25 protein-coding genes are annotated in these 21007 nt (G+C 60.2%); 11 read left to right on the top strand and 14 right to left on the bottom strand.

Features of this window, described 5'->3' with window-relative positions:
* Positions 1 to 30: 30 nt before the first annotated feature.
* From acpS to fabD, 10 genes are all read right to left on the bottom strand, one after another.
* On the bottom strand, positions 31 to 459 hold the full coding sequence (gene acpS / locus ACINK1_RS10190) for a holo-ACP synthase (protein ID WP_376800789.1): 429 nt from the start codon (positions 457 to 459) through the stop codon (positions 31 to 33).
* Positions 456 to 1202, bottom strand: a complete 747-nt coding sequence (locus ACINK1_RS10185) for a pyridoxine 5'-phosphate synthase (RefSeq protein ID WP_376800788.1) — start codon at positions 1200 to 1202, stop codon at positions 456 to 458. The genes acpS and ACINK1_RS10185 overlap by 4 nt, the downstream gene beginning before the upstream one ends.
* A gap of 7 nt (positions 1203 to 1209) precedes the next feature.
* A complete protein-coding gene (pyrE, locus tag ACINK1_RS10180) occupies positions 1210 to 1794 on the bottom strand; it encodes an orotate phosphoribosyltransferase (RefSeq protein ID WP_376800786.1) in 585 nt (194 codons plus the stop codon).
* Between the two features lie 106 nt (positions 1795 to 1900).
* Positions 1901 to 2554 carry a guanylate kinase gene (gene gmk, locus ACINK1_RS10175; protein ID WP_376800784.1) on the bottom strand — a complete coding sequence of 218 codons (654 nt, stop codon included), beginning with the start codon at positions 2552 to 2554 and terminating at the stop codon, positions 1901 to 1903.
* Positions 2551 to 3429 (bottom strand): YicC/YloC family endoribonuclease, encoded by an 879-nt coding sequence (locus ACINK1_RS10170; RefSeq protein WP_395760108.1) that lies wholly within the window; start codon positions 3427 to 3429, stop codon positions 2551 to 2553. Before ACINK1_RS10170 ends, gmk begins: the two co-directional genes overlap by 4 nt.
* Positions 3430 to 3554: 125 nt before the next feature.
* On the bottom strand, positions 3555 to 4841 hold the full coding sequence (gene mltG / locus ACINK1_RS10165) for an endolytic transglycosylase MltG (RefSeq protein WP_376800780.1): 1287 nt from the start codon (positions 4839 to 4841) through the stop codon (positions 3555 to 3557).
* A gap of 167 nt (positions 4842 to 5008) precedes the next feature.
* Entirely contained in the window at positions 5009 to 6274 is a 1266-nt protein-coding gene (gene fabF, locus ACINK1_RS10160) for a beta-ketoacyl-ACP synthase II (RefSeq protein WP_376803396.1), read from the bottom strand.
* A gap of 64 nt (positions 6275 to 6338) precedes the next feature.
* On the bottom strand, positions 6339 to 6575 hold the full coding sequence (locus ACINK1_RS10155) for an acyl carrier protein (protein WP_376800777.1): 237 nt from the start codon (positions 6573 to 6575) through the stop codon (positions 6339 to 6341).
* A gap of 276 nt (positions 6576 to 6851) precedes the next feature.
* Positions 6852 to 7589, bottom strand: coding sequence for a 3-oxoacyl-[acyl-carrier-protein] reductase (fabG, locus tag ACINK1_RS10150; protein WP_376800775.1), 738 nt, complete (start codon positions 7587 to 7589; stop codon positions 6852 to 6854).
* A gap of 13 nt (positions 7590 to 7602) precedes the next feature.
* On the bottom strand, positions 7603 to 8547 hold the full coding sequence (gene fabD / locus ACINK1_RS10145) for an ACP S-malonyltransferase (RefSeq protein ID WP_376800773.1): 945 nt from the start codon (positions 8545 to 8547) through the stop codon (positions 7603 to 7605).
* Positions 8548 to 8562: 15 nt separating this feature from the next.
* On the opposite strand from fabD, the gene ACINK1_RS10140 reads away from it, so the two are divergent.
* From ACINK1_RS10140 to ACINK1_RS10130, 3 genes are all read left to right on the top strand, one after another.
* Complete coding sequence (locus ACINK1_RS10140) at positions 8563 to 9816, top strand: lytic murein transglycosylase (protein ID WP_376800771.1); 1254 nt, start codon at positions 8563 to 8565, stop codon at positions 9814 to 9816.
* Positions 9817 to 10137: 321 nt separating this feature from the next.
* Positions 10138 to 10401 carry a type II toxin-antitoxin system VapB family antitoxin gene (locus ACINK1_RS10135; protein ID WP_376800770.1) on the top strand — a complete coding sequence of 88 codons (264 nt, stop codon included), beginning with the start codon at positions 10138 to 10140 and terminating at the stop codon, positions 10399 to 10401.
* The gene (locus tag ACINK1_RS10130; RefSeq protein WP_376800768.1) at positions 10398 to 10793 is read left to right on the top strand and encodes a type II toxin-antitoxin system VapC family toxin; all 396 of its coding nucleotides are present in this window, start codon (positions 10398 to 10400) and stop codon (positions 10791 to 10793) included. The genes ACINK1_RS10135 and ACINK1_RS10130 overlap by 4 nt, the downstream gene beginning before the upstream one ends.
* 141 nt (positions 10794 to 10934) lie before the next feature.
* On the opposite strand, the gene ACINK1_RS10125 is transcribed toward ACINK1_RS10130, so the two are convergent.
* From ACINK1_RS10125 to ACINK1_RS10110, 4 genes are all read right to left on the bottom strand, one after another.
* Positions 10935 to 11159, bottom strand: coding sequence for a hypothetical protein (locus tag ACINK1_RS10125; RefSeq protein ID WP_376800766.1), 225 nt, complete (start codon positions 11157 to 11159; stop codon positions 10935 to 10937).
* Positions 11160 to 11218: 59 nt separating this feature from the next.
* Positions 11219 to 11695 (bottom strand): RNase A-like domain-containing protein, encoded by a 477-nt coding sequence (locus ACINK1_RS10120; RefSeq protein ID WP_376800764.1) that lies wholly within the window; start codon positions 11693 to 11695, stop codon positions 11219 to 11221.
* A gap of 204 nt (positions 11696 to 11899) precedes the next feature.
* Positions 11900 to 12274 (bottom strand): DUF2019 domain-containing protein, encoded by a 375-nt coding sequence (locus ACINK1_RS10115; RefSeq protein ID WP_376800762.1) that lies wholly within the window; start codon positions 12272 to 12274, stop codon positions 11900 to 11902.
* A complete protein-coding gene (locus ACINK1_RS10110) occupies positions 12271 to 13245 on the bottom strand; it encodes a hypothetical protein (RefSeq protein ID WP_376800760.1) in 975 nt (324 codons plus the stop codon). Before ACINK1_RS10110 ends, ACINK1_RS10115 begins: the two co-directional genes overlap by 4 nt.
* Before the next feature lie 382 nt (positions 13246 to 13627).
* Between ACINK1_RS10110 and rpsF the strand changes: the two genes are divergently transcribed.
* The 8 genes from rpsF (at position 13628) to ACINK1_RS10070 (ending at position 20989) form a co-directional block, all read left to right on the top strand.
* Positions 13628 to 14116, top strand: coding sequence for a 30S ribosomal protein S6 (gene rpsF / locus ACINK1_RS10105; RefSeq protein WP_376800758.1), 489 nt, complete (start codon positions 13628 to 13630; stop codon positions 14114 to 14116).
* Positions 14117 to 14118: 2 nt separating this feature from the next.
* On the top strand, positions 14119 to 14358 hold the full coding sequence (gene rpsR, locus ACINK1_RS10100; RefSeq protein ID WP_376800756.1) for a 30S ribosomal protein S18: 240 nt from the start codon (positions 14119 to 14121) through the stop codon (positions 14356 to 14358).
* Positions 14359 to 14429: 71 nt separating this feature from the next.
* Entirely contained in the window at positions 14430 to 15410 is a 981-nt protein-coding gene (locus ACINK1_RS10095) for a DUF2232 domain-containing protein (RefSeq protein ID WP_376800755.1), read from the top strand.
* 29 nt (positions 15411 to 15439) lie between these two features.
* Positions 15440 to 16009: a 50S ribosomal protein L9 gene (gene rplI / locus ACINK1_RS10090; protein ID WP_376800753.1), complete on the top strand. Its 570-nt coding sequence runs from the start codon at positions 15440 to 15442 to the stop codon at positions 16007 to 16009.
* Between the two features lie 180 nt (positions 16010 to 16189).
* Positions 16190 to 17677: a replicative DNA helicase gene (locus ACINK1_RS10085; protein ID WP_376800752.1), complete on the top strand. Its 1488-nt coding sequence runs from the start codon at positions 16190 to 16192 to the stop codon at positions 17675 to 17677.
* A gap of 25 nt (positions 17678 to 17702) precedes the next feature.
* Entirely contained in the window at positions 17703 to 18806 is a 1104-nt protein-coding gene (gene alr / locus ACINK1_RS10080; protein ID WP_376800751.1) for an alanine racemase, read from the top strand.
* 4 nt (positions 18807 to 18810) lie between these two features.
* Positions 18811 to 20190 carry a DNA repair protein RadA gene (gene radA, locus ACINK1_RS10075; RefSeq protein ID WP_376800749.1) on the top strand — a complete coding sequence of 460 codons (1380 nt, stop codon included), beginning with the start codon at positions 18811 to 18813 and terminating at the stop codon, positions 20188 to 20190.
* 112 nt (positions 20191 to 20302) lie between these two features.
* Positions 20303 to 20989, top strand: coding sequence for a CvpA family protein (locus tag ACINK1_RS10070; protein WP_376800747.1), 687 nt, complete (start codon positions 20303 to 20305; stop codon positions 20987 to 20989).
* Positions 20990 to 21007: the final 18 nt, after the last annotated feature.

The raw sequence follows: 21007 nt of genomic DNA, 5'->3' as shown, positions 1-21007 counted from the left end.
ATGTTTTCCCATTGAGGGGGCGGTATAGCCCTAGCTCTGCGGCAGGACAATGTCCTTTGCAATCGGCACGAGCGATATGACGACAAACGCCTGTGCCCACGGAAAGTCGTCGGTGAGCGCCAGATCGATGGCGGCGACGTGGCCTGCGGGCGTCAGCCGGGTGAGCCGTTCTGCAGCGCCATCGGTCAGCGCCAGCGTCGGTTTGCCGCTCGGCAGATTGATCACGCCCATGGCGCGCCAGTGAACGCCGCCGCGAAGTCCCGTGCCGAGCGCCTTAGAGCAGGCCTCCTTTGCGGCAAAGCGCTTGGCGTAGCTTGCCACCCGCAGCAGCGGACGGCGTTCGCAGCGAGCAATCTCCACAGGGGTAAAAACGCGCTGCATGAAGCGCTCACCATGACGCTCCAGTGTTTTGGCAATGCGCCGGATATCGACAAGATCGGTTCCGATGCCGAGAATCATGGGCGGGCAGCATCAATAGCCGTGCGCATGGAGCCAATCGCTGCAGGCAACCCGCTGAAGATCGCCTCGCCAACCAGAAAATGTCCGATATTCAGCTCGGCAATTTCCGGGAAAGCGGCGATGGGGCCGACAGAGCCAAAATTGAGCCCGTGACCGGCATGCACCTCAAGCCCCAGCGAAGCCGCCAGTTCTGCTCCCTGCTGCAAACGCGCGAGTTCCTGCCTGACCTCGTCCGTCCGGCCATCATCAAAGGCGTGACAATAGGTACCCGTATGGAGTTCGATCACCGGCGCGCTGAGCGTGCGGGCCATACGGATTTGCTCCGCATCAGGCGCGATAAACAGCGACACCCGGATGCCGGCGGCGTTGAGGCGGGCGATATAAGGCTGCAGATGATGCTGCCCGACGATCACATCGAGGCCGCCCTCGGTGGTGCGCTCGGCACGCTTTTCGGGGACCAGACAGCAGGCATGCGGCTTCACGCGCAGGGCGATCGTCATCATCTCATCAGTCGCGGCCATCTCAAAATTGAGCGGCACTTTGAGCTGGTTTTTCAACCCGTCCATATCGCTGTCGCGGATATGGCGACGATCCTCGCGCAGATGCGCGGTGATGCCATCGGCGCCCGCCTCAACCGCCAGCAGGGCGGCGCGCAGCGGATCAGGATGGGCACCGCCGCGCGCATTTCGCACAGTTGCGACATGATCGATATTCACACCGAGACGAACGCGTGAGCGGGTCATTGCCATATCATTTCTGCATCGTGCGGCTGCCAGGCTTGATGGCCGGCAGGCGAGCGAGGTCGGGCGGGAGATCGGCGGGGTCGTAATCGGGCACATGATACCGGCACAGCGTCAGCAATGGCACGCCGACATCGGCTTTGCCGTCGGAGCGGTCGACGAGAACGGCGGCGCCGAGAATGGTGCCGGGACTGTCCTTGATCGCCGCCAGACATTCGCGCGTCGACAGGCCGGTCGTGACGATATCCTCGACCACGATCACTCTTGCTCCCTCGGGAATGGCAAAGCCACGGCGCAGGCGGAATTCACCCTCCTCGCGCTCGACAAAGATCGCCTTGGCACCAAGATGACGCGCCGTTTCATACCCCGGCACGATGCCGCCAACCGCCGGCGACACGACATAATCGACGGCACCGAAGCGCTCCCGCACCAGGGCTGCCAGCGCCCTGCATAATCTTTCCGTCCGCTGCGGGTCCATGAACACGAACATCTTTTGCAAGAAGACGGATGAGCGGCGGCCAGAGGACAGGATAAAATGGCCTTCAAGCAGCGCGCCGGCTGCCCTGAATTCCGCAAGCACCTCGTCTCTGGTCATCACCACTTCCCACTTGTGTGTGGCAACGGTTTAACCAACGTCAGGGGCGCTGTCATCATCGGCAATAAACTTCCGTCGCGGTCACACTTCATGTTTTGATTCAGATTCAAAGACTGGAGCGAAGCCCTTCAACAAATTGATCTAAATCGATTTGACGATGCCGGTTTAAGCGCGACGCCGCAAGGATTGAACGCAGCGCCGCATGGCTCGCGTCAAGGTCCTTGTTGACGATCACATAGTCATAACGCCGCCATTCCGCCATCTCCCGCTTGGCGTTCGTCAAGCGCTTGGCGATCACCTCGGGCGCGTCCTCGGCGCGGCGCTCAAGTCGCGCCCGCAATTCGACTATCGAGGGCGGCAGGATAAAGACGCTGACAATATCGGCAGCCATGCGCTCGTACAGCTGGGAGGTTCCCTGCCAGTCGATGTCAAAGAGGACATCGCGACCAGCCTGCAGGGCAGCCTCCACCGGCTCGCGCGGGGTGCCATAACCATTGCCGTGAACGTCAGCGCATTCCAGAAGATCACCGGCAGCGGCCATGGCATCAAATCGCGGACGGGTCATGAAATGATAGTGGATGCCATCCACTTCGTTGCTGCGCCGCGCGCGTGTCGTGACCGACACTGACATTGTCAGATTGGGATCATCCTGCAGCATCGAGCGGGTCAGCGTCGTCTTGCCGGCACCGGATGGCGATGAGACGATCAACATCAAGCCGCGTCGCGTAATGCCAGGCCCTGCGCTCGTTAGTATCGTCATTCGATATTCTGTACCTGTTCACGCATCTGATCGATGACCGTCTTCAGCGACAATCCGATCTGCGTCAATTGCTTGTTGCTCGATTTGGAGCACAGCGTGTTGGCCTCGCGGTTGAATTCCTGCGCCAGAAAATCCAGTTTGCGACCAATCGCGCCACCATCGGCGACCAGCTTTCGGGCGTGGTCGATATGGGCCTGCAAACGATCAAGCTCCTCACGCACATCAGCGCGCGTCGCCAAGAGGATCGCTTCCTGATGCAGCCGCTCGGGATCAAATGCTGATGAGCCTGACAGCAAAGCCTGCACCTGGTCGCTAATGCGCGCCTTCAGCTCTTGCGGCAGTCCAGCAACGATGACTTCCGCCTCACCCACACGTTTTTCGATGCTGGCGATCTGCTGCGACAGGATTTCCGCAACGTTACGGCCCTCGACACTGCGCGCCTCGACCAGCGCCCCGACTGCTGCTGAAAACCCGTCAATGACGGCAGCCGTCAGTCCGGCTCTTGCTTCATCATCATCGGGGCGCTCGATAATCTCAACCACCCCGCGCACCGCCAGCAGCCCATCGACACTGGCGGGCGCAATCCTGCTTCCCGCTTCATCGTGCACGGCCCCGGCCGCCTTCACGAGGGCAGACAGAATATCATGATTGATGCGAATTTCCGCCGGGCGCGGCGGGCGGTCAATGGCAAGGTTTGCTTGTATGGTACCGCGCTGGACGTGGCGCTGGAGGATTTCGCGAACAGTGATTTCTACGCCGTCGAGCCCGGGGGCGACGCGCAGCCGCATATCCAGGCCTCGTCCGTTGACGCTTTTCAGTTCCCACGCCCACGACACATCGCGAAAATTTCCTGATACGCGCGCAAACCCCGTCATGCTCGCAATCGGCACGGCCATCTCCCAACATGCGCGATTCGTCGCCTCGACTATCGATCACAACTTAACCGGCATGGCGCAGGCTCACAAGTTCAGCGGATGTTATGTGCTGCCCGATCGATGGCTTAACGGATGGTCGCGCCCTGCGGCTGCACCGCAGGAGCGGCTGGGCGGCGCGGTGCCTGACGCACCGAGAGCGAGGGCTGGACGGGCGTCTGCGGCTTTGCCTCGGCGCTGTCGTCGTCACTTGCATCGCTGCGCGTCTTTTCGACATTGCGCCAGCGCGCAACCGCCTTTTGATGTTGATCGAGCGTCTCCGAGAAAGCGTGCCCGCCCGTGCCATCAGCAACAAAGTAGAGTTCGTTGCTCACGCGTGGATTAGCCACTGCTTCAATTGCCTCGCGGCCCGGATTGGCGATAGGTGTCGGCGGCAGACCCAGGATGACGTAGGTGTTGTAGGGTGTGGCGCGATCAATTTCCGTGCGCGTCAGCCCACGCCCGAGCGGGCCCTGGCCGCCGACCAGCCCGTAGATGATCGTCGGATCGGACTGCAGGCGGATGCGCTTGTTGAGACGATTGACAAACACGGCGGCGACGCGGGCGCGCTCTGCGGATTTTCCTGTTTCCTTTTCCACGATGGATGCGAGCACCACCAGCTCATCCGGCGATTTCAACGGCAAACCGGCAGCGCGGCGCTTCCAGACGTCGTCAACGACACGACGCTGGGCCCGCTGCATGATCTGCAACATGCTCTCGCGACTTGTACCGCGTGTGACGCGATAGGTGTCGGGTAACAGCGATCCTTCAGCCGGGATCTGGCGAATGTCGCCGCTGAGAACGTCAACGCCACGCAGCCGCTGCACGATCTGCAAACTGGTCAGCCCCTCAGGGATCGTCACCCCGTATTGGATGCTCTGGCCCGAGCGCAGAATGTCGATGATGTCGCGCGTCGATGATCCCTTGGGGATGAGGTATTCGCCAGCCTTCAGCTCGCCATTGGCGCGGCCAATATAGGCACCGATGCGAAAGATCAGCGTGTCTTCAATGAGGTTTCGCTGCTTGAGAATTTCAGCAATGTCGGTGGCACCGGCACGGTTGGGAACAATGACGGTCTGATCTTCGCCGGAGCGGCCGGAGGCGAGATAGATGTTGTTGAAATAGGCGCCCGCCGATCCGGCAGCGAGCGCCACAATCATCAGAAACGATAACAGACCATCGAAAAAAACAACGAATTCCCGGCTCGACGAACCGCCCTTGCGCTTTTTCTTCTTTTTATCGTTCTCAGACGATTTCGCTTGGCGCAGAAGCGGCGCCTTGCGCGGTTTCGGCGCGAGAGCAGAGGCAGCCTCCGTCTCCCCGGCAGGTGCTGATTGCGGCGCGTCAGTGGGCGCGGGTTTTTCAGTCAATTCCATCAGCCTTGCCCTGGATCATCACGTCAATGCCGTCAGCACATTCGTGGAAAGATGACGATTATCAGTTGAGATATTGAGAACGCATCAGATCGCAACGGCTCGTCGCGAGAATGCTTGCAGCCCATGGCCCTTCCTAAACAGCACGTTTCGCGAAATTATGGCGGCGCTCAGGCGTCGGCACGACGAAAAACGAGTGAGGCATTGGTGCCGCCGAATCCAAAGGAATTCGACAAAGCGTAATCAATTTTTTTGGACTTCGCCTGGTGGGGAACAAGGTCCAGCGGTGTCGCAATTGATGGATTATCGAGATTGATCGTTGGCGGAACGATCTGATCGCGAATAGCCAGAATGGAGAAAATTGCCTCGATAGCACCGGCTGCCCCCAGCAGATGCCCCGTTGCCGATTTGGTAGACGACATCGCTATCGTCGCGGCTGCATTGCCAACCAGGCGTTCAACCGCCCTCAACTCGATTTCATCGCCAAGCGGCGTCGACGTGCCATGCGCATTGATGTAATCGATCGAAGACGCATCGATACCAGCCCGCTTCAGAGCCGCGCGCATGCAGCGATAGGCGCCATCTCCGTCCTCGGTCGGCGCGGTGATATGGTAGGCATCGCCAGACATGCCATAACCAACGATTTCGGCATAAATCCTGGCGCCTCGGGCTTTCGCGTGGTCGATATCTTCAAGAACCACCACACCGGCACCCTCACCCATGACAAAGCCGTCACGGTCGCGATCATAAGGACGGGATGCCTTCTGTGGCGTATCGTTAAAGCCTGTGGACAAAGCGCGGCAGGCCGCAAAACCGGCAAGCGAGATACGCGAGACCGGGCTTTCGGTTCCGCCGGCGACCATAACGTCGGCATCACCCAGCGCCACCATACGGGCGGCATCGCCAATGGCGTGAGAGCCTGTCGAACAGGCCGTCACAACGGCATGATTGGGGCCCTTGAGGCCGAATTCTATCGATATGTAGCCGCCTGCAAGATTGATCAGGCGTCCGGGTATGAAGAAAGGTGAAATACGCCGCGGACCACGATCACGCAGCAGGATGGACGCGTCCCCAATGCCTTCGATACCGCCGATACCGGAGCCGATGAGCACGCCCGTGGTGATCTGGTCTTCATAGGCGGTCGGGCGCCAGCCTGAATCCTCTATCGCCTGCCTGGCGGCGCACATCGCGTAGACGATGAAATCGTCAACGCGGCGCAATTCCTTGTGATCCATCCATTCTTCGGGATTATACGCGCCGTCGCTCGCCGCCCCCAGCGGGAGCGTGCAGGCGATCTTGCAGGCCAGATCGCTGGTGTCGAATTTCGTGACCTGAGAGGCGCCGGACTTGCCCGCCAGCACATTCCGCCAGGTCGTCTCCACGCCACATCCCAGCGGCGTGACCATGCCAATACCGGTGACGACTACTCGCCGCATCGCGATATTCCCGCCGATCTTGTGCTTGCCTGACCTGTGTTGATCACCTGGCCCGCGAAACGGATCAGGCGGTCTTCGATTGCAGGAATTTCACGGCATCGCCGACCGTCTGGATGGTCTCGGCGGCATCATCGGGGATTTCAACGCCGAATTCTTCCTCGAAGGCCATGACCAGCTCGACCGTATCAAGGCTGTCTGCGCCCAGATCGTCAATGAAGCTGGCGCTTTCCACCACCTTGTCGGTCTCAACTCCGAGGTGTTCTATAACGATCTTCTTCACGCGCTCTGCAACATCGCTCATGTTCGTTTCCCTACACGGCCCGATCGGCCCTACGGCGATAAATCCCAATCTCATCAATCACGCAAGAGCACCGTTTCCCTTACCTGATCCAGCCGTGACGACTGTAGCCTGACGAGACAAAATGTCCATGATCCCAACGGCAAACAGTGATTGCCGTTTTCTCGTTGATCCCTCCACAACCCCGGCTCTGTCAACCGCAGGCCAGAGCAAGGCAGCGGGTCGTTAACATACTCGCTTTCGCATTGCCAGCGCCGGCATGTGCCAATCGCTCCAGCCTTACACCATCGCCATACCGCCATTGACGTGGAGGACGCTGCCGGTGACGTAAGCCGCCTCGTTCGAACAGAGATAGACGACAGCTGCCGCGATCTCGTCAACCGAACCCAGTCGGCGCGCTGGCACACGGCCGAGGATGGCTTCCTTCTGCTTGTCGTTCAGCGCTCCCGTCATCGCCGTCTCGATGAAGCCGGGCGCCACGCAGTTCACGGTGATGTTGCGGCTTGCCACCTCATAGGCAAGCGCTTTCGACATGCCGATCATGCCGGCCTTCGAGGCGCAGTAATTGCCCTGGCCGGGATTGCCGGTGACGCCAACAACCGAGGTGATGGCGACAATACGCCCGAAGCGCTGGCGCAACATGATGCGGGAGGCGGCGCGCGACAGGCGGAAATAGGACGTCAGGTTGACGTTCATCACCGTCTCCCAATCCTCATCCTTGAGACGGATGAAGATGTTGTCACGCGTGATGCCGGCATTGGCGATAACAAGGTCAAGTCCGCCCATGAGCTCAGCGGCCTTGTCGGGCAGAGCGTCAACGGCCGCGCCATCGCCCAGATCGCAGGCGGCGACATGAACCCGCTCGCCAAGGGCGCTCGCGAGTTCATCGAGCTTTTCCTGGCGGGTGCCGGAAATCAGACAGGTGGCACCCTGCGTATGCAAGGCCTTGGCGATTGCGCCACCGATGCCGCCGGTGGCGCCGGTGATCAGCGCTCTGCGGCCGGTTAAATCGAACATCACGCACCTCTTCTCAAACAGTTTTCATGAAAGTCTCGATATCAGCCGGAAGGCCGAGGGCCGTTGCCTCGGCATCCGGCGCCAGACGTTTGGCCAGTCCGGTCAAAACCTTGCCGGCACCAAGTTCCGCAAAGCGCGTCACCCCGCCCGTCCCCGCCATGAACGTCACGCTTTCGCTCCAGCGCACCGTTGCCGTCACCTGCTCGACGAGGCGGGCGCGGATGTCGTCCGGCCCGTTCACCGGCGCGGCGGTGACATTGGCAACCACCGGCACGGCGGGGGTGTGGATGATCGCCGTTTTCAAGGCGCCCGCCATCACCTGCGCTGCAGGCGCCATGAGAGCCGAGTGAAAAGGCGCCGAAACGGGCAGAGCCATCGCGCGCTTGACGCCGCGCTCCTTGGCAATCTCGATGGCACGCTCGACGGCCGCCTTGTGGCCGGAGACCACCACCTGGCCGGCGCCGTTGTCATTGGCGATATCACACACCTCGCCTTGCGCTGCGTCGCTGGCAATGGCGCGCGCTGCGGCAAGGTCCACACCAAGAAGCGCCGCCATGGCGCCCACCCCCACCGGCACCGCGGCCTGCATCGCCTTGCCGCGCAGCTTCAGCAGGCGCGCCGCATCGGCCAAAGTGAAGGCGCCGACAGCGGCAAGGGCTGAATATTCACCCAGCGAATGACCCGCGACGAATCTCACCTTAGCTGCTACATCGAAACGCACCTCGCGGGTGATGACCCGCATGACGGCCAATGAAGCAGCCATCAGGGCCGGCTGGGCGTTTTCAGTTAATGTCAGCTCGTCGAGCGGGCCTTCAAACATGAGGCGGGAGAGATGCTGGTTCAACGCATCATCGACTTCGGAAAAAACCTCGCGCGCGGCAGGAAACGCTTCAGCGAGCGCCTTGCCCATGCCAACCGCCTGACTGCCCTGGCCGGGAAAAACGAAGGCAAGCGACATAAGGGAACCTCAAAAATGACAAAAGGGAGCGGCGGCAATGAGCCCCGCAGCGCCCCTCTGTCAAGGGGGCGCTGGCGCAGCTTAACCGGCACCGCGCTGGTTGTGACCTGCCTTTTGCCGCTTGGACCGCTCTGGGCGCAGGAGTTTTCAGCAAGCGATCTTGATCGGTTCGCTGGCTATGTTGGCGCTCTGCGCCCGCTTGCTCTGCAAAAAGGCGTGTCGGCCGCCGTTTTTGACAGCACGCTGCGCGCCATCACGCCTGACGCCAGTTTGCGCAACCGCCCGCGCCAGCAAAGCGAATTCCTGAAACCCATCAAGGCTTATGTGACGAGCGCTGCGGCGCCGGCGCGGGTAACGCGGGGCATAGCTCTTGGCAAACAGTACGGGCCGCAGCTTACGGTGATCGAGCAGCGGCTGCGCGTGCCACGCGAGATCATCCTCGCCATCTGGGGCATGGAAACCGATTTTGGTCGCGATTTTGGCAGCAAGGAGGTTTTGCGCGCCCTTCTCACCCAGGGCTTTCTTGCCCCCGATCAACCCAGATGGGGCGATGAGGTGGTTGCGGCTCTCCTCATGATCGAGCGGGGACTGGTGAAGCGCGAGCGCCTCATCGGCTCATGGGCGGGCGCCATGGGGCACCCGCAATTCCTGCCCTCCGCCTATCTGGCGCATGCGGTGAGTTTTGCCGGCAAGGGCACGCCTCCCGACATCTGGGGATCGGTTCCCGACAGCCTGACATCGATTGCGAATTTCCTCAAAAATTCCGGCTGGAAGCCAGGCGAGCCATGGGGCAGCGAAGTCAAACTGCCTGCCGGCTTCGATCACCGCGCCTTTCGCCAGCCCATTTCCGCCTGGCGCAGCGCTGGCCTCACACAGGCCGATGGCAGCAGCCTCAAGGGGATTGGCGAGGCGGTGCTCTATCGCCCAGTAGGCGCGATCGGCCCTGCCCTGCTGCTGCAGCCCAATTTCTTTGTGCTGAAAGCCTATAATTTCTCGGACGCCTATGCGCTGTCGGTGTCATTGCTCGCTGAAAAGATCGCCGGACGACCCGGAGTGGTCGGGCGCTGGCCGGACGAGCCGAACCCGCTGAAGCCTGATGAGATCAAGGCCCTGCAGCAAAGGCTGGCAACACTTGGCCATTACAAGGGCGAGGCTGACGGGCGCATCGGCCCGATCCTGCGTGAGGCCGTCCACGCCTTTCAGGTGAAGGCAGGCATCACGCCGGCGGATGGCTATCCGGCGCGCGCTGTGTGGGAGCGGGTGCGGTGATGGCGCGGGAGCGTTGATTTTGCCCCTTCCATTGGCGAGGCACGCGAAGTCCGCCCCGTCATCATCAGCAGCATCAATGATGCAGCAAATGCCGCTCTCAATTGTCTCCAAGTCTTACCATTGACAAGCAATATGGGCTCGGCTGTACGCTAGCATCACATCCATTTCTTTCTTAAAGCTATCTGTTGTAATAACCCTCTCACACTTGACCCAATTCATCGCGTATTGCGAAACTGCGAAGCCAACAACCTCCTCCTTTCCTCCAATTTGCTGGATATTTGCCTTTTCTCTTCCTATTATGGAGGACATGGAGGAATTGTGATGCCGCTCAATATCAAGGATGACTATGTACACCAGCAGGCAAAGCAGCTTGCGGCACTGACGGGAGAGAGCATCACTGCGGCGGTGCGACAGGCGCTTGCAGAACGATTGACCGCCGTGCGCAGCCGCCAACAGGCACCGGAAGGTGCACGCAGCCCAGAACGGCTCATGGCGCTCGCGCGGTTATGTGCAGAGCAGATGCAGCCTAATAGCCATTCCTCCGATCATGCCAAACTCTACGGCGAAGACGGGTTGCCCGTATGATTGTGGACGCATCAGCCTTGCTTGCGATCCTGTTTCAAGAACCAGAAGCAGCCCAGTTTGTAACAGCGCTGGCCCAGGCAGATGCTCCGCGCATTTCGGCGGTCAATTATCTGGAAGCAGCCATCCGTATTGATGGACAGAACAGCATCGTGGCGGTTCAGGCATTTGAAGCGTTCATGGAATTGAGCGCCATCACGATCGAACCCGTCTCCCTTGGCCAGATGCGGTTCGTGCGTCGTGCCTATGCCCAATACGGCAAGGGTCGTCATCGCGCCGGTCTCAATTTTGGCGACGCTTTCGCCTATGCGCTCGCCAAAGAGCGGGATGAGCCGCTTTTGTTCAAGGGTGATGACTTTATCCATACGGATGTTCGCAGGGCAATCCAGGTATAACTCCCCCGCCCTTGCCATTCGCCCCGGCCTCTGCTGCCCACGCGCATCACCCTCCACCCGTCCACTGCCCGGCGCCGGGCACGCCGGCGGGAATGCGCGGCTGGATTGGCGTTTACCTTGCGCAATCGGTCCGTCTCGGCCTTAGTCTTGAGCCTCGCGCAATTTTTCCAGAAAGTATCGGATTGGCGTCATCTGATATTCAGGACCGGCGGAGCGGTATATTTTCTGCAGATCTTCTTCTGAATAATTTCCATTAAGAATTTCATCGAGAAAAGCTCGAACAATTTCCCGTTCGCCCTGGTGGTCGTTCCCGCGCCCCAGAACCTGAATCCATTCATAAAAGTCAGGGTAATCGATATCGCTCAATTGAAAAAATCGCGAGATCACCCTGTCGAATTCTGGCGGTCTCTTTATGCTTTTGCCTTTCAGTTTTTTTTCCTGAGGTCGAAAGGATAGGCGCTGCGAACCCGATACCCTCTTGTGCTATTTTGATCGTATTCGATTATGACCTTCACACTATAGGTCGGACGCATGATGATCTCGGTGCCGCGCCCGGTCGCGAATGATTCGTGGCCCGTTTGTTTGCCAAAACGCATTTCGAGTGAATCTTTGTACGTTAAACCTGATGCCACCGCGTCGAGACGATAACTATTGGTTTCGAGGACGCGGTTGACATAGTCATTTGCGGACCGAATGTCGGTGAAACTTCCCTGACTCTCAAGATAGCTATCGATTCTGATGCCAGGGAGATCGAGAAGTCGCATTCGCCGCTGCCTGACGTAATCAATCAATTCCTCATCGCTCAAACCGACATGTCGGCGAAGGGTATGGCCGCCATTTCTTTCCTCCTCCTCCAGCACGACATTATATCGGTTGGACGGCGAATTGTCGGCGACTGCCACGATCGGTGTGCCGTCGGGCGCGGAGCCGATGATGGTGCCGGACGGGCTATCGGAAGGAGGAGCGTCGGTTGCGTCTTCAGGCGTGTCGGAACCGTCGAAGAGCGGATCGCCTGAATCGGCAGCGACACCCCCGCCACCCCCGCTCGTCCACTGTCCGGCGCCGGGCTATTCGGGCGCCGGATATTGCCAAGAGCAAATGTGACTTCAATCGAGCTTGCCGGTTCCGTCGTCGAGGGCAGAAAGGATCATGCCGGCGTCTCCTGCCAGTGGAAAGCGACGGGACGAGGCAATATTTTCTAACACGGTGCGAGCCTTATCGGGAGCAAATACAAAAGTCGTATTTGCAGCTTGAAACCGGACACCCATGTTAGTATGATCAAGCAAAGGCAAAAGATCACGCCGATGATCTCCCGGCCTTTTCTTAAGTTCAATTATTATCAATGAATTTTTATCATACAATTTATTATATTTTTTTACATCGTATTCGTTTAATGCGTTATACATTTTTAAAGCGTTCTCCTCATATAATTTAACCAAATCGGCGGACGTGTAATTCTCGATTTTCTCTTTTTTTCTCATGGCTTCAGCACTCCATATTGCCGCAATGCGTCGAGTCCCACCCTCATATGTTCGCTCATTGGTTTGTCCGCCAGGTATTCACGCGGTGGAAGGCCGCCGAATTGTTTGGTTTTCCTCGCATACCAGGCCGTAATCTCGTGATGCTTGTAGCGCGGGATGCGGACGAGATTGGCTGGTCCATTGATCATGTCCTCGGGAATATCGAGCTTGCGTAAGGCCGCCTGCTCCATAATGTGGTGAATGTCGGTTCCAGCCCGTGGCTGATCGACCGCCTCGTAGAGTTCCCCCAGTGATTTCGCCGGGTCCTGATAGGTGATGATGCTTTCAAGATCATAGCGGAGCCAAACCGTCGTGCGAACCGTAAATTCGAGCATGCCGATCGTCGAGCTTGCCTCAGCTCCGAGGTCACGGACCGTATTGGCCATCCATTGGGCTAATGATTTGGCGACATTGGTGATGCCTCTGCGGGTGGGTGGTGGCTCCTCGGGGATTTGCGGCGGCGTGCCGGGAGGCTGGCCGTCATCTCCCGGTCGGCTGGGAGCGGAGGCGGGAATGATGCGGAAATCATCTCCGGTTGCGCTGTCCGAATTCTGCGGCAGACCCAGCGCGTCAAATAGGCGCTCGCGGAAATCCGGGAGCGGCATGTCGCCGCCAAATTCGCTATCATCAGAGAGTGAGGAACCTGGCTCTTGATCGCCCCCGCCACCCCCGCTCGTCCACTGTCCGGCGCCAGGCTCGCCGGCGGGAATGCGCGGCTGGCTGGGATCAAAGCGCAAATTGAGCTGGTGCAGTTCGTCGTAAGCGTGGTGCAGTGCCGCCTCACGCTCAGCAAGGCGCCATTCCAGCGCCTGCTTCTTCTGCGCCGGATAGTCCGGTTCGCGGGCGGCCAGTGCCAGCTCGAAGCGCTCGGCTGCCGCCAGCCAGCGCTGGCGCAAGAGGGTTGTTCGCAGATAGGGCGGCAATTCCATCATCGGGTCCACTCATCAGCAATAAAGGAATTAAATCCTAACACGAGTGGAAGCTGCGGGAAGACGGTCTGCGAAAAGTCGCTGCATGTCGTTGGTCTTGTGATGGTTTCGGGAAGAATAGCGGCGCAACGCAGGCAATCGATCGTCGCCGGTGGCGCGCGGCGGTCAGGCCTGAACCCGCGAGCGCTTCAGCTCACCCTTGCCATTCCCCCCTGCCTCTGCTACCCACCCGCCTCCGATCCGGCCGGGGGCTGGCGGGCGAGCCTGTGTCATGCAGGCAGGGCATAAAGCCCGGTCGTCCACGCTTCCGCTCTTCGCATTACCGTCGAACCGCTCCGGGTTCGAGGGGGCTTCGCGCCGGATGGTTTGAAAAGAGAGGTTCAGCATGGCTCTTTACGAGCATATGTTTCTTGTACGCCAGGATGCGACACCCGCCCAGGTCGATGCCCTAGTCGAGCAGATGAAGGGCGTTCTTGAAGGCCTCGGTGGCAAGGTCCACAAGGTTGAAAGCTGGGGCCTGCGCTCGCTCGCCTACCGCATGAAGAAAAACCGCAAGGCCCATTACGCCTTCATGAATATCGAAGGCCCGTGGGCGGCGCTCGCCGAAATGGAGCGCCAGCTCAAGCTCAACGAGGACGTTCTGCGGTCATTGACCATACGCGTTGAAGAGCATGAGGAAGGCCCGTCAGCGGTGCTTCTGCGCCGCGAGCGCGATGAGCGCCGGGGTGAGCGCGACGATTTCCGGGGTGGCGATCGTGGCGATTTCCGTGGTGGTGATCGCGGTGACTTTCGCGGTGGTGATCGCGGCGAGCGGCGCCCGCCGCGCCGGCGCGACGATGAAGGTGTGGCAAGCGAAACGCCGGTGGAGGGCTGAACATGGCACAGGCACAGGCACGTCGTCCGTTCTTCCGTCGCCGCAAATCCTGCCCGTTTACCGGCAATGGCGCGCCGAAGATCGACTACAAGGACGTGAAGCTCCTGCAGCGCTATATTTCCGAGCGCGGCAAGATCGTCCCCTCGCGCATCACGGCGGTGAGCGCCAAGAAGCAGCGCGAACTGGCGCAGGCCATCAAGCGCGCCCGTTTCATCGGCTTCCTGCCCTTCGTCATCGAATAAGCAGGCGCCTTCACGACCCTGGTTGGGGCCGTTTCGGCCTCTAACCGCTCACCGCAGCGGGACAGCGAGACATGAATTTGGGTCCGTATTTCATCATCGTGATCGCCGGGGTGACCTCGGCGCTCTGTTACGTGTCGGTGGCCTTCGCGCCGCCGCCCGCCTTCCTGCTCGGCTATATCGCACCGCTCACCATTCTGATTGCCGGGCTCGGCTGGGGTGTGGTCGCGTCAAGCGGCGCGGTTGTGATTGCCACCCTGATCAACCTGTTGATCTCCGGGTTCGGGACGAGTTTGTTTTACCTTATCGCTGTGGGTGGGCCGGCGGTGTGGTTGAGCCATCTGGCCGTGCTCGGGCGCGCCGCCCCCGTTACCCCTGGCGCGACCGGTGACAGCGCAATCGAATGGTATCCGCTGGGGCGGCTCCTGATCTGGGCGGGCGTTCTTGGCGGCACTGCGCTTGCGTTGACATTCGCCCGCGCTCATTTCGATCTCGAAGCCTACACGGCGCCAATCCAAGCCGTGCTCAAAGAGCTTCTCAAAGGGCGCGCAGGCACGACCAGCGAGGGCGAGCAATATTCCTACGCCCTCGAGCTAAGCGACAATCTGGCATATGCCCTGCCGCTTGCGGCCGCGCTGTTGTGGACGACAACGACGCTGGTCAATCTGTGGCTTGCCGCCCGCATCACTCAGTACTCGGGGCAGCTGCCAAGGCCGTGGCCGGATCTAGCGGCGATCGAATTACCACCCTTGTTTCTGGCGGCCTTCTTTGCCATTTTCGCGTTTGCAGCCTTGGCTGGCGGAGCGCTTGGCTATGTCGCGGCCTTTTACGCCAGCGCGCTGGCGCTGGTGTGGATCGTGATCGGGCTTGGCGTCCTGCACGTGGTGACGAGGGGGCGCAGCTTCCGTCGCCCGCTGCTGATTTTCATCTATGTCATTTTGATTATTTTCGGCTGGCCGGCCGTGCCGCTGATGGTGCTTGGCGTCGTCGAGCAGTTCGTCCAGTTGCGGCGCCGCTTCACCCGCGCTCCGTCCTCCCCTTCACCCCTTTCCTGAACAGCAATCCAACCATAGAGGATATCACCATGGACGTTATTCTTCTCGAGCGCATTCCCCGCCTTGGCCAGATGGGCGAAGTCGTCACCGTCAAGGATGGCTATGCCCGCAACTTCCTGCTGCCGCGCGGCAAGGCGTTGCGCGCGTCGGCCGACAATACCAAGCGGTTTGAAAGCCAGAAGGCGCAGCTTGAAGCCCGCAACCTCGAACTGAAGAAAGAGGCCTCGACGGTTGCCGAGAAGCTCGAGGGTAAATCCTTCGTCGTCGTGCGTCAGGCTGGCGAAACCGGCCAGCTTTACGGCTCGGTGTCGACCCGCGACATCACGGAAGCAGTGGTCGCCGGCGGCTTCAGCGTCGAGCGCAGCCAGATCCCGCTCGACAAGCCGATCAAGAGTATCGGCATGCATGCGGTGATGGTGCGTCTGCATCCGGAAGTCGAAGTGACGGTTCACATGAACGTGGCGCGCAGTGCCGAAGAAGCAGAACGCCAGGCGCGTGGCGAGGATTTGACCCAACGTGCTGAGCGCTCCGACATCGAGGCGGAAATCGCCGCCGCAGCCGCCACCCTGTTCAATGATCGGGGCGGCGACGAGGAGTGATATTCCTCTCCGGCGGCGGCCATGTGCCGCCGCTTTGCCGCAGTCAAGCGTAGAATGTGAGTGCAGCCCTTGATTCGTCACAGCCTGTGAGTGACGGGGACTTGTGCGCCGATCCGGTCAGTATTGCCCCCGTGGGGTGCAATGGCGTGTTAGGCCGGGCACCTCATTCAAGGTGATCGCATGATCGAGACCAACATCGTTCGCCTGCAGGGTGGACCGGACAAGAATTACCGCACCTCTCCCCACAACATCGAGGCGGAGCAGGCTTTGCTTGGCGCGCTTCTTGTCAATAACGATGCGGTGGAGCGGGTTGCCGATTTTCTCGACACCCGCCATTTTCATGACGGGCTGCATCAGCGCATCTACGACATCATCATCAAGCTGCGGCGCGATGGCAAAAGCGCCACGCCGGTAACGGTAAAGACCTTTATTCCACCGCAGGATGTGGCGGATATCGATGTCCCGCGCTATCTGGCACTTCTCGCGGCGGAAGCAACCACCATCATCAACGCACAGGATTACGCCCGCACCATTTACGATCTGGCGGTGCGGCGTTCGCTGATCGGTATCGGCGAGGACATCGTCAATACCGCCTATGATGCACCGGTCGATCTGTCGCCGCGTCTGCAGATCGAGCAGGCGGAAAAAGGGCTTTTCGAACTCGCCGAAACGGGGCGCTACGACAATGGCTTCCAGAAATTCGGCCAGCCGTTGACGCGCGCCATCGAGATGGCGGCCAACGCTTTCCAGCGTGATGGCCATCTCTCGGGGCTGGCAACCGGCCTCACCGACCTCGACGAGCGCATGGGTGGGCTGCAACCCTCCGATCTTGTCATTCTGGCTGGCCGCCCCGGCATGGGCAAAACGGCGCTCGCCACCAATATCGCCTACAACATCGCGCGCGCCTATCGCGGCGAGATACAGGCTGATGGCACGATGAAGGCGGTGAATGGCGGGGTTGTCGGCTTTTTCTCGCTTGAAATGTCGTCTGAACAATTGGCCACGCGTATTATTTCCGAACAGACCGGCATTTCCTCCGACATGATCCGGCGTGGGCGCATCAATGAAGGTGAATATGCGCGCATCTCAGTCGCCGCCGAGGAAATGCACAATATCCCGCTTTATATCGACCAGACCGGTGGATTATCAATCGCGCAGCTCGCCGCCCGCGCCCGCCGGCTCAAGCGCCAGCGCGGGCTTGACCTTCTGGTCGTCGACTATCTTCAACTTCTGACCGGTTCATCGCGGCGCGGGGCAGAGAACCGTGTTCAGGAAATTACCGAGATCAGCACCGGCCTGAAGGCGCTCGCCAAGGAACTGAGTGTGCCGATCGTCGCGCTTTCGCAATTGTCGCGTCAGGTCGAATCGCGCGACGATAAACGGCCGCAACTGTCCGATCTTCGTGAATCAGGATCGATCGAACAGGATGCGGACGTGGTGATGTTCGTCTTTCGCGAGGAATATTATCTGAAAAACAAAGAACCGAAGCCGGGGACGGAAGAGCATTTCAAATGGCAGGACGAGATGAACAACGTCCATGGCCGCGCCGAAGTAATTATCGGCAAGCAGCGCCATGGACCGACAGGAACGGTACAACTGCACTTCCAGGCGGAAGTGACGCGCTTTGGAAATCTGGCGCGCGAGGACAGGCTGGCAGAGCGGCACTGATCGCCAGCGCAACGGGATTTGTCTTGTGAGAGGTCACTCCCCCGTTTTTGCCGATCTGCACGGTGGTCGACTGACCATTGATCTCAAGGCGCTTGCCGATAATTGGCGGCAATTGGCACGACGCGCCGGTCCTGCCGAGACAGCGGCGGCTGTCAAGGCGGATGCTTACGGACTTGGCATTGAAGCGGTGGTGCCGGCGCTGCTCAATGCCGGCTGCCGCTCGTTTTTTGTCGCCCATTTTTCGGAAGCGCTGCGCGTCAGAGCTCTTGCTCCTGACGCTGTGATCTATGTGCTCAACGGGCTGCCGCCACATGGATGCAGCGCGTTTCATACGCTCGACCTGCGCCCCGTGCTGGGCTCGCTGGACGAAGTCGCCGAATGGCTCGCCCATTCGCCTGAAGATGCGCCTGCAGCCCTTCATGTCGATACCGGATTGAACCGCCTCGGCCTGTCGCCGCCGGAGATAGCATTGCTGCCGAAAAACTTCCGGCCCGCTCTCGTGATGAGCCATTTCGTCTCCTCGGAAATACCAGGCGATCCGATCACGCTGCGCCAGATAGCGACCTTCCGTGCCGTTCGTGAAATGATACCGGACGTGCCGGCAAGCCTCTGTAATTCATCGGGTTTGTTTTTGTCCGCGCTTAAAGATATCGCGTTCGACATGGTACGGCCCGGCTATGCGCTTTATGGCGGAAATCCAACGCCAGGGGCGGCCAATCCGATGCGGGAGGTGGTGAAGCTCGAAGCGCGGCTCATCCAGTTGCGCGAGGTCGAAAGCGGCGTCAGCGTCGGCTATAACGCGCAATGGCATACGACGCGCCCGAGCCTCATTGCGACCGTGTCGCTTGGTTACGCGGATGGCTATCTGCGCAGCGGCGGGGCAACTGCTCAACACGTCGGTGGCAAGGCCATTGTCAATGGTGTAGAATGTGCTCTGGCAGGACGCATTTCCATGGATCTGATCACCATCGACGTCACAGATGCGCCAGGCGTGCAGCGCGGAGACTGGGCTCTTCTCGTCGGTGGGGGACTGGCGCTCGATGATGTCGCCCATCGCCTTGAAACAAACGGCTATGAAATATTGACCAGCCTTGGAAGACGCCATGAGCGTGTCTATCTGAGCAGTTAGGACGATGGCAAAGTCGCGCACTGCGTTTGTGTGTCAGGCCTGCGGGACGTCCGCTTCCAAATGGTCGGGTAAATGCGAGTCCTGCGGTGAGTGGAATTCCATCGTCGAGGAAAAGCCACTTGCTCCCGGATTGGTGGCACCACGCAAGGGTCCGCAAAGCGGGCGCGTGATTGCCCTTGAACGCCTGGACGGCCCGACGGACGATGTCGTGCGCCTGACCTCGGGGCTTGGCGAAATCGACAGGGTTGCGGGCGGCGGCTTTGTTCCCGGATCAGCCCTGCTGGTCGGCGGTGATCCGGGCATCGGCAAATCGACACTGTTGATCCAGGTGGCAGCGGCACTTGCCCGGCAAGAGCATCGCGTCGTTTATGTATCGGGCGAGGAAGCAGTCGCTCAGATCAGGCTGCGGGCACAAAGGCTCGGACTGACGGATGCACCGGTCGAACTTGCAGCGGAGACGTCGATTGAGGACATTCTGGCGACATTATCACAAGGGGCTCCGGCGCGATTGGCGGTGATCGATTCGATCCAGACCATGTGGACCCAAACCATGGAAGCAGCACCTGGAACAGTCGGCCAGGTGCGCGCCTCTTCGCAAGCGCTCATCCGTTATGCCAAGACGACGGGCACGACGATGATCCTCGTTGGTCACGTCACCAAGGACGGGCAGATCGCCGGGCCGCGGGTGGTCGAGCACATGGTCGATGCGGTGCTCTATTTTGAAGGCGATAACGGCCACCGCTTCCGCATCCTGCGCGCGGTCAAGAACCGCTTCGGCGCCACCGACGAGATCGGCGTCTACGAGATGACGGGAGCGGGCTTGCGCGAAGTGCCGAACCCCTCCGAACTCTTTCTGGGCGAGCGCGATCGCAGCGCGCCGGGCACGGCGGTTTTTGCAGGCATGGAAGGCACGCGTCCGGTTCTGGTTGAAATCCAGGCTCTGGTCGCCCCCTCGACGCTCGGCACGCCGCGGCGCGCCGTCGTCGGCTGGGATCAGGCGCGGCTGTCGATGGTGCTGGCGGTTCTCGAAGCGCGCTGCGGCGTGCGCCTGTCAAGCCATGACGTCTATCTCAACGTTGCCGGCGGCCTGCGCATTCAGGAACCGGCAGCCGATATTGCCGCTGCAGCAGCGCTGGTTTCGGCGCTCAGCGGCCAGGTGTTGCCGACGGGCGCGGTCTATTTCGGCGAAATCGGCCTCTCGGGCGCGGTGCGACCGGTCGCGCAGGCTGCGGCGCGGCTGAAAGAGGCCGAGCGGCTCGGTTTTGCCGAGGCCGTCGCCCCTGCCGACAGCGGCGGCGATAAGGGAAGCACAGTGAAGCTCGGCGCCCTCACCCATCTCACCGATCTGGTGGCACGGATTGCCAGCGGCGGACATGATGAATGATTTTTTGTGGCAAAACAGGTTTGTCCCAGGCCTCTATTGCGTTATAAGCCGCCGTCATTGACGGCCGGACAGGGCCTCCCTCGATGCCAGAGGGATGCGAAGGAAGACCTACATGCTGACCTTTCTTGATATCGGGCTCATCGCCATAGCGCTTATTTCCGGGCTGCTGGCGATGATGCGCGGCTTCACGCGTGAGATCCTGTCGATCGCCTCGTGGGCAGCAGCGGCGGGCGCCTCGGTTCTGGCCTATTCCAAATTCAAGGACTGGGCGCAGGCCGAAATCCAGCCGGCCTATCTTGCAAATGCGGTGCTGATCGGTGGCACATTTCTTGGCGTCCTCATCCTCGTGTCATTCGTCACCGCGCGGCTGTCGGATGCCATTCTTGATTCCAAGATCGGCGCTATCGACCGTTCCCTCGGTTTTGTTTTCGGCGTCGGGCGCGGCCTCATCATTGTCGTCATCGCCTATCTGTTTTTTACCTGGCTTGTTCCCGAGGGCAGCCAGCCCGTCTGGGTCAAGACAGCGCGCTCGAAGAACATCCTGACAACCACCTCCGAGTTGCTGTTGCGGCAATTGCCGGATGATCCGGAAAAACTTCTTGAACGGTTGAAGAAAAAACGGGATGGCGGTGATGGTGAAGCAGCGCCAAGCGAACAGGACCCGGCCACTCGGCCGGCCACGCCGCCCGCCGGGCAGCGCTCGTCGTTGCCAACCCCAGTTGGCTCGCAGTCGACCACGACGCCAGCAAGAACCATTGAGCAATTGATTACCGGACCGCAAGGCCAGCCGCGCCGTTGAGTTTGCCAGGAGGGTGTC

This window comes from Raskinella chloraquaticus (SeqCode) (genome assembly GCF_021731865.1).
Classification (GTDB): Bacteria; Pseudomonadota; Alphaproteobacteria; order Rhizobiales; family UBA4765; genus Raskinella; species Raskinella chloraquaticus.
The sequence above is the reverse complement of the archived record's forward strand: the minus strand, read 5'-3'. Positions and strand labels throughout refer to the sequence as shown.